This is a genomic window from Microbacterium sp. (genome assembly GCF_031178525.1).
GTDB lineage: Bacteria > Actinomycetota > Actinomycetes > Actinomycetales > Microbacteriaceae > Microbacterium.
The window spans coordinates 1-8,421 of the sequence record NZ_JAPSJA010000110.1; the positions used below are offsets into that span (position 1 = coordinate 1).

7 protein-coding genes are annotated in these 8,421 nt (G+C 71.5%); 4 read left to right on the forward strand and 3 right to left on the reverse strand.

Annotated features, from left to right (window positions below; genetic code table 11):
* On the reverse strand, positions 1-580 hold a 580-nt coding region (locus RIF89_RS08525; protein ID WP_309068693.1), incomplete at its 3' end, for a metallophosphoesterase.
* A complete protein-coding gene (locus RIF89_RS08530) occupies positions 580-3,132 on the reverse strand; it encodes a transglycosylase domain-containing protein (protein WP_309068694.1) in 2,553 nt (850 codons plus the stop codon). The genes RIF89_RS08530 and RIF89_RS08525, both read right to left, overlap by 1 nt.
* Before the next feature lie 116 nt (positions 3,133-3,248).
* Here RIF89_RS08530 and RIF89_RS08535 point away from each other — a divergent pair, with 116 nt between their 5' ends.
* Together RIF89_RS08535 and RIF89_RS08540 are read left to right on the forward strand one after the other, a co-directional pair.
* On the forward strand, positions 3,249-3,467 hold the full coding sequence (locus RIF89_RS08535) for a DUF4177 domain-containing protein (protein ID WP_309068695.1): 219 nt from the start codon (positions 3,249-3,251) through the stop codon (positions 3,465-3,467).
* A complete protein-coding gene (locus tag RIF89_RS08540) occupies positions 3,464-3,922 on the forward strand; it encodes a RidA family protein (RefSeq protein ID WP_309068696.1) in 459 nt (152 codons plus the stop codon). The genes RIF89_RS08535 and RIF89_RS08540 overlap by 4 nt, the downstream gene beginning before the upstream one ends.
* A 77-nt stretch (positions 3,923-3,999) precedes the next feature.
* Here the strand turns inward: RIF89_RS08540 and acs are convergent, their stop codons facing one another.
* Positions 4,000-5,976, reverse strand: coding sequence for an acetate--CoA ligase (acs, locus tag RIF89_RS08545; RefSeq protein WP_309068697.1), 1,977 nt, complete (start codon positions 5,974-5,976; stop codon positions 4,000-4,002).
* 246 nt (positions 5,977-6,222) lie between these two features.
* Between acs and RIF89_RS08550 the strand changes: the two genes are divergently transcribed.
* Together RIF89_RS08550 and RIF89_RS08555 are read left to right on the forward strand one after the other, a co-directional pair.
* Positions 6,223-7,242 carry a TadA family conjugal transfer-associated ATPase gene (locus RIF89_RS08550; protein ID WP_309068698.1) on the forward strand — a complete coding sequence of 340 codons (1,020 nt, stop codon included), beginning with the start codon at positions 6,223-6,225 and terminating at the stop codon, positions 7,240-7,242.
* Entirely contained in the window at positions 7,239-8,348 is a 1,110-nt protein-coding gene (locus tag RIF89_RS08555; RefSeq protein ID WP_309068699.1) for a type II secretion system F family protein, read from the forward strand. Before RIF89_RS08550 ends, RIF89_RS08555 begins: the two co-directional genes overlap by 4 nt.
* Positions 8,349-8,421 lie beyond the last annotated feature (73 nt).

Genomic DNA, 8,421 nt, shown 5'->3' on the forward strand with positions numbered 1-8,421 from the left:
CCGCCCCCAGGTCGTCGAGGTCGTGGTGCGCGTCGCCCACGCCGAACAGCCGCACGCGGCTTCCGCGCACCGTGATCCCGGCCGCGCCGTTGTCGACGCTGCTCCAGCCGAGGTCGTCCGTCATGAATGCATCGAGCGCCGCGGTATCGAGCCGCACGGCCTCGGGCGCCGCGTCGGACGGTCCCGAGAAGTACTTGAGCGGATTGCGCGGCCCCGGCGCCCACATGTCGTTGGAGCCGTGGACGAACACGCCCGGCACACCGCGCAGCGGTGACAGCGCGCGGCGCACGCCCTCGAGCCCCTCGGCGTGGCCAAGGGCGTCGCCCGTGCTCACCACGAGGTCGGGGCGCAGCCCGACCAGTCCGGCGATCCAGCGCTGCTTGCGGCGCTGCCACGGCGCCATGTGGATGTCGGAGATGTGCAGGATGCGGATCGGTGCGGAACCCGGCTCCAGCAGGCGTACGCGGTGTCGGCGACCCGTGAACAGCTGGCGCTGCCCGCCCCCCCCCCCGCCGGCCGCGGCCGCCCCGGCCCCCGCGCCGGCGCCCCGCGCGGCCGCGCCGCGAGTGACAGAACCCACTAGTCGTCGTCGCCCGCGCACTTGGCGGCTTCGTAGTTCACCGACACGGTCGTGCCCTGCGGCACGATCTCGCCGCCGCCCGGGTTGGTGCCCGTGACGCGGCCCGCGCCGGCGCCCTTCTTCTGGTCGCACTCGCCCCGCTGGGCGTTGAGACCGGCGCCGGAGATCGCTTGCATCGCGTCCCCGAGCGACGAGCCCTTCACGTCGGGCACGGTGCTGCCCTTGCCGTTGCTCGGACGGATCGTGACGGTGGTTCCGGCGGCCACGCGACCGGCGCCGGGATCCTGCGACTCGATCAGGCCCTCGGCCTGCGTGCCGGCGACCGGCTCGCCCACGACCGGCGAGAAACCGGCGTTCCACAGCGTGTTCTTCGCCTGGTCGACCGTCTGACCGATCACGCTCGGAAGGTCCGCCAGGATCTGCCGCGACAGGTTCGCGTCGGCCGGCGGGAACTGCCCGCCCGGGTAGGCGACGTTCGCCGCGCCCTGGATCGCCCGGGAGACCGCGTATCGCAGGTTCGACACCACACCCCGATCGGTGTAGAGGTGGAAGAGGTCGGCTTCGCCCTGGATGTTGCCGACCCACACGAAGGTGGCGGCCTTGGTCGACGCCTGCACCATCGACGTCTGCCACTCCTGGTGGGTTCCCGTCTTGCCGATCACCGGGATGCCGTCGTAGTTGTTGGCGTTGGCACCGGTTCCGCCGTTCATGACGGTAGAGAGCGCGGCGGCCGCGGTCGCGGCGACCTCGGGCGCGATCTTCTGCTCGCACCCGGTCTCGGGCACGGGCAGCTCTTCGCCGTCGATGTTGGTGATCTTGTCGATTGCCTTCGGCTGGCACTGGATGCCGTTGTTCGCGATCGTCGCGTAGACCGAGGCCATCTTCATCGGGGCGATGTTGTCCGATCCGAGGATTCGGAAGGGGCCGGGTTCCCGATCCATGATCTTCTGGGTCGCCCCCGTGCTCGGGTCGGCGGTGCGCACGTCCAGGCGGTCGGCGACGCGGAAGATGTCGCAGAGGTTCAGACGCGACGCCATCGCGAAGTAGCCCGAGTTGAGCGAGCGCGCGGTGAACTGCGAGATGCTGCCCGTCCAGCCCGGGTCGTTGGCGAAGTTGCCCACCTTGCTGGTCTGCGGGATCGGCGCGCCGTCGCAGTTGAATCCCTGGAACGCCTGGCGGTTGACGCCGTTGAGCCGCTCGTTGATCGAGTGCCCCTTCTCCAGCCAGTCCAGCAGCGTGAAGACCTTGAACGTCGATCCGACGGCGAATCCGATCGATCCGCCGTGCGTCTGGTCCGCCGCGAACACCAGGGAGGTCTCGCCCGCCGGTGCCTCGGCCGACTCGTTGAACTTGGTGTTCTGCGCCATCGCCAGGATGCGCCCCGTGTCGGCCTGCAGGGTGACGGCCGTCGAGCCGAGCTGCACACCCGGCATGGACGCGGGGACGTTGTCCCGCATCGCCTGCTCGGCCGGCAGCTGCACGTTGAGGTCGAGCGTGGTGTGGACGTTCAGGCCGCCGCGGCGCAGCGCCTCGGGGCCGTAGTTCGGGTCGGACTCGATGACCGACTTGACGTACTGGCAGAAATACGCGGATCCGCCGGCCGCGGAGCAGCCCTTCTCGCGCGGGTGGATGCTCGGCTCCACGGGGGCGGCGTGCGCCTCCTTGTACTCCGCCTCCGTGATCTTGCCGTCCTCATAGAGGCGCGTCAGCACGTAGTTGCGGCGGTCCTTCGCGGCCTCGTAGCCGTTCGCCTCGCCGTTGACCTCGTTGTCGGGCTGGTCGATGCGGTAGTAGTTGGGGTTCTGCACGATGCCGGCGAGCGTCGCCGCCTGCACGATGCTGAGATCCTTCGCCGAGACGCCGAAGTAGTACTGCGCGGCGGCCTCGATGCCGTACGTGACGCCGCCGAAGTTGGCGATGTTCAGGTAGCCGAGCAGGATGTCGTTCTTCGAGTACTCCTTCTCGATGGCGATCGCGTAGCGCATCTCCTGGAGCTTGCGCTCATAGCCCTCGGCGCCGTCGGCGGTGGTGTACTTCGTCCAGCAGGCGAGCAGCGTCTCCTGATCGGGCGAATCCTTCTCGCACTCCTGGATCAGCACGTTCTTGACGTACTGCTGGCTGATGGACGAACCACCCTGGGTGTCGCCGCCGCCGGCGTTGTTGACGAGGGCGCGCGCGGTTCCGATCAGGTCGACGCCGCCGTGCTCGTAGTAGCGCGGATCCTCGCTCGAGAGGATCGAGTCGTACATGACCTGCGGGACCTCGTCCCACGTGACCGGCGTGCGGTTCTGGTCGTAGAACGACGCGAGCTCGTACGGCTCGTCGCTATTCGGGTCGTCGACGTAGATCGTGGTCGGCAGCATGGGCTGGTCGACCTCGAGGTAGCTCGGGAGCTTGTCGAACAGCGTGATCGCGCTCGACGCGGCGTAGCCCGACACGGCGATGGCCGGGGTGACCGTGGCGGTGACGAGAACGCCCGCGACCGCGCTCAGGCCGACGAGGCCGAGCACACCGCCGAGCACACCGCTGGCCGTCCTTTTTCCTAGAGGCATAGGGTGATCGTAAGCCGTCACCCTGAGCGATTTCCGGATCCCGGGCGCGTCGTGGCGGCCGCACACCCGTTCCCCGGCGCGCATGCCGCCGGCATTCGCACCCGGAAGGACGCTCCATGACCACGTGGGAGTACCTCACCACGCCCCTGCTGATCCACAACACGGCCGCCATCCTGAACAACTGGGGGAAGCAGGGCTGGGAGCTCGTGCAGGTCGTGCCGAACAACGAAGGCGGGCTCGTCGCCTACCTGAAGCGCCCCGCCGGCGGCGGCGCCGCGAACGCGGGTCTCGGCCACGCGGCCGAGGCTGCCAAGCAGTTCGAGAGCGGGCAGTGACGGTCGCCGGCCGGCTGGCGGAGCTCGGCATCGAGCTGCCGCCCGTCGTGCCCCCCGTCGCGGCATACATCCCCGCGATGGCGCACGGCGACGTGGTGCAGACCTCGGGTCAGCTGCCGATGGTGGCGGGAGAGCTGCCCGCGACCGGCAAGGTCGGCGCGGAGGTCACGGCCGAGGACGCCAAGGGCCTCGCGCGTCAGTGTGCGCTGAACGCGCTCGCCGCGGCCGCGGACGCGGTGGGCGGCGTCGACCGGATCACGGGTGTGCTGAAGGTCACGGGCTTCGTCGCATCCGTCCCCGCGTTCACCGGGCAGCCCGGCGTCATCAACGGGGCAAGCGAGGTTCTCGGCGAGATCTTCGGCGACGCGGGTCGCCACACCCGATCCGCCGTGGGCGTGCCCGTCCTGCCGCTTGACGCGCCCGTCGAGGTCGAGGTCGCGTTCCTCTACGCGTAGGGCGCTCCGACTCGCCACGGACTGATCTGTGCGAAGGGAGGGCGCCGTCCGCGAGCCGGACGGCGCCCTCCCTCTGATCAGCGCACCTGGGCGGAGATGACGCTCATGACGGCGGTGTCGGCGAGCGTCGTGGTGTCGCCCACCTCGCGACCCTCGGCGACGTCGCGCAGCAGGCGCCGCATGATCTTGCCCGAGCGCGTCTTGGGCAGCTCGCCGACGATGTAGATGTCGCGCGGACGCGCGATCGCGCCGATCTGCTCGGCGACCCACTGGCGCAGCTGCTGCGCGAGCCCTTCGGGGCTGTGCTCGCGCAGGTAGCTCTCCTTCAGGATCACGAACGCCACGACCGCCTGGCCGGTGGTCTCGTCCGACGCCCCGACCACGGCCGCCTCGGCGGTGGCCTCGTGTGCCACGATCGACGACTCGATCTCGGCGGTGGAGAGGCGGTGGCCCGAGACGTTCATGACGTCGTCGACGCGGCCCAGCAGCCAGATGTCGCCGTCCTCGTCGAGACGCGCGCCGTCGCCCGCGAAGTAGTAGCCCTTGTCCTCGAACTTCTCCCAGTACGTCGCCTTGAAGCGCTCCGGGTCGCCCCAGATGCCGCGCAGCATGCTGGGCCAGGGCTCGGTGATCACGAGCAGGCCGCCCGCGTCGTTGCCGACGGGCTCGCCGCCATCCGTCACGACGTCGATCGAGATGCCGGGAAGCGCGACCTGCGCCGACCCGGGCTTGGTCTCCGTCACGCCCGGGAGGGCGGACACCATGATCGCGCCGGTCTCGGTCTGCCACCACGTGTCGACGACCGGGGTCCTGCCCGCGCCGATGATCTCGCGATACCAGACCCACGCCTCGGGGTTGATGGGTTCGCCGACGGAGCCGAGCACGCGCAGCGACGACAGGTCGCGCGCCTGCGGGATCTGCCGCCCCTGCTTCATGAATCCACGGATCGCCGTGGGCGCCGTGTAGAAGATCGTCACGCCGTACTTCTGGATGACGTCCCACCATCGGCCCTGCTCCGGGTGATCCGGCGTGCCCTCGTACAGCACCTGCGTCGCGCCGTTGGCGAGCGGGCCGTACACGACGTACGAGTGCCCGGTGATCCAGCCGATGTCCGCCGTGCACCAGTACACGTCGGTCTCCGGGTGCAGGTCGAACACGTTGCGGTGCGTGAACGCCGTCTGGGTGAGGTAGCCGCCGGACGTGTGCAGGATGCCCTTGGGCTTTCCGGTCGTGCCCGACGTGTACAGGATGAACAGCGGGTTCTCGGCCTCGAACGCCTGTGCCTCGTGCTCGGCGGATGCCTGCGGCACGACGTCGTGGTACCAGACGTCGCGGCCGTCCACCCACTCCACCTCGTTCTCGCCGCGCTTGACGACCAGCACGTGCTCGACGGTCTCCTGCTCGCCCTGGCCGTTGCGGTCGGCGAGCGCCTGGTCGACGGCCGGCTTCAGCGGCGAGACCTTGCCCTTGCGCCAGCCGCCGTCCGCGGTGATCACGAGCTTGGCGCCCGCGTCGTCGATGCGTGCGCGAAGGCTGTCGGCGCTGAAGCCGCCGAACACGACCGAGTGGATGGCGCCCAGGCGCGCGACCGCCAGCATGGATGCGACGGCCTCGGGGATCATCGGCAGGTAGATCGCCACGCGGTCGCCCTTGCCGATGCCCAGGTCGCTCAGGGTGTTGGCGAGGCGCTTGACCTCGTCGGTCAGCTCGGCGTACGTGATGCGGCGCTCGTCGCCCGGTTCGCCCTCCCACAGCAGCGCGACGCGGTCGCCGTTGCCGGCCTCGACGTGGCGGTCGAGGCAGTTGTAGGCGACGTTCAGCTCGCCGTCGGCGAACCACTGCGCGAACGGCGGGTTCGACCAGTCGAGCACCTGCGTGAAGGGGGTGTGCCAGTGCAGCAGCTCGCGCGACTGGTCGGCCCAGAAGCCCTCGCGGTCGCTGTCGGCCCGCTCGTAGAGGTCGGCGCCGGCGATCGCGCTCGCGGTGAACTCCGGCGAGGGCGCGAAGCGCCGGGTCTCGCTGAGCAGGTGGTCGATGGTGTTCTCGGCGCTCATCTGGCTGTGCGCTCCTTTGCGACGTCCGATCCGTGTGTGCTCCGCCGCGTCGGTGCGGCGATCCGGAATCCGGGTCATGCCGGCTCCGCGCGGGATGTCCCCGCGCTCCGAACGTACGCCCGGTGCGCGCCGCCTGATACCGACGAAAGGGAGTACCGGTCGTCCACAGGCGCGGCCCCACCCGGTTTGTGCCGCGGCGGCTCGGATCACGGCCGGCGCGGCGTCTCGCATTCCTACCGTCGGATCATGGCCGAACCGTTCGTCGTGCAGCCCCGCGCCCGGGGGAACCCGGATGCCGGGGTGTCCGCGGACGACGAGGTCGCCCCCGCCGGGCCGCTGGGCGCGCTCACACCGTATCTGTCGGATGCAGCCGTGACCGACGTGTTCGTCAACGGCGCGACCGGATTGTTCGTCGACCGCGGCGACGGGCCGCGGCCCGACCCGGCGTGGCGGGCGTCCGAGCGCGAGGTGCGCGAGCTCGCCACGGCGCTCATCGCCCGCGGTGGGCGCCACATCGACGATGCGACGCCGTGCGTGGATGTGCGGCTGCAGGACGGCATCCGCGTGCATGCCGTGCTGCCGCCGGTCGCGACGAGCGGCACCGCGCTGTCCATCCGCATCCCGCGCCTGCGCGGCGCCGACCTCGATGCGCTGTGCCGCGGCGGGTCCTTCGGCGAGGACGCGCGACGCTGGCTCGTCCGGATCGTGCGCGACCGGGCGAACCTGCTGATCAGCGGGGCCGCGGGCACCGGCAAGACGACGCTGCTCGGCGCACTGCTCGCGCACGCGCCGGCGCACGAGCGGATCGTCACGATCGAGGACGTCGCCGAGCTGCGCATCGCGCATCCACACCATGTGTCCCTCGAGGCGCGGCAGGCGAACCTCGAGGGCGCCGGCGCGATCGACCTCGCGCGGCTCGTGCGCGAGTCGCTGCGCATGCGGCCCGACCGGATCGTCGTGGGCGAGTGCCGCGGTGAGGAGGTGCGCGAGCTGCTCACCGCCCTCAACACCGGTCACGACGGCGGCGCGGGCACGCTGCACGCCAGCGGCCTCGCCGAGGTGCCGGCCCGGCTCGAGGCGCTCGGCGCTCTCGCGGGCATGGACGATCACGCGGTCGCGCGACAGGTGTGCAGCGCCATCGGGTATGTGCTGCACCTCGAACGGCGACCCGACGGATCGCGTCGGCTGGCGAGCGTCGGTCGCTTCACGGAGGCGGGCGGCCGGCTGGGCATCGAACCCGTCGCGCCCTGGAAGGAGGCGGCATGACCGCGGGGATCACTGGTTCGGGGCGCAGCACCGTGCCGAAGCCGCGCAAGAAGCCGAAGCCGGACGTCAAGCCGAAGGTGGCGGACAGGCGGCAGCAGGACAAGAAGAGGCGGCAGCAGGACAAGAAGAGGAGATCGATCGAGGAGAGGAGGAATCCGCCCGGATCCTCCTCCGGAAGCCGGATCTCCTCGCGACGCGCGCAGAGCCGGGCGGGCGACGACGCGGCAGCGATCGCCGGACGCGTTCTCAAGCTCGCGGTGCTGCTGCAAGCGGGCGCCGGGCCCGACGCCGCGTGGCGGCACCTCGCGGGGACGGGCGACGCCGCCGCCGAGCGGATCGCGCGCCGGGCGTCGGCGGGCGCCCCGCTCTCCGAGGCGATCGAGGAGGAGGCCGAGCGTCGGGGCGGCGAGCCGTGGCGGGACGTCGCCGCGGCGTGGGAGATCGCCACGGCGGTCGGCGCGCCGCTGGCCGACTGCCTCCGCTCGATCGCGGCCGCGCTGCGGGACGCGCGCGAGGCGCAGGACGACGTCCGGATCGCGCTCGCCGAACCCGCCGGGACCGCGCGGCTGATGACGTGGCTGCCGCTCGCGGGCCTGCTCCTCGGCGCCGCGCTGGGGTTCGATGTGCTCGGCGTGCTTTTCACGAACCCGTTCGGCATCGCGTGCCTCGTGGCGGGACTCGCGCTGCTGCTTGTCGCACGCACCTGGACCCGCCGACTCGTGCGCGCGGCCCAGCCCCCGCCGGGCACCCCGGGCATGCACGCGGAGCTCACGGCCATCGCGCTGAGCGGCGGCGCGTCGATCGAACGCGCGGAGCGCCTGGTCGCCCAGGCGCCGGGCGGTCCGCGGCCCGGCGGCGAGGAGACCGCCGCTGTGCTCGCGCTCTCCCGAGACGCCGGCGTGCCGGGCGTCGAGCTGCTGCGCGCCACCGCTGCGCACGAGCGCCAGAGTGCGCGCACCGACGGGCGGCTGCGTGCGGCGAAGCTCGGCTCGCGGCTGCTGCTGCCGCTCGGGGCCTGCACCCTGCCGGCGTTCCTGTGCTTCGGTGTCGCGCCCATGCTGCTGGGCGTGCTCTCCGCCACCCCGCTCCCGGCCCTGCCCGGGTGATCCACGGCCCTCCCGGGCCACCCGTTTCGAAGAAAGGACACCGTCATGATCGATTTCGCCTCCGAGCCCGCCC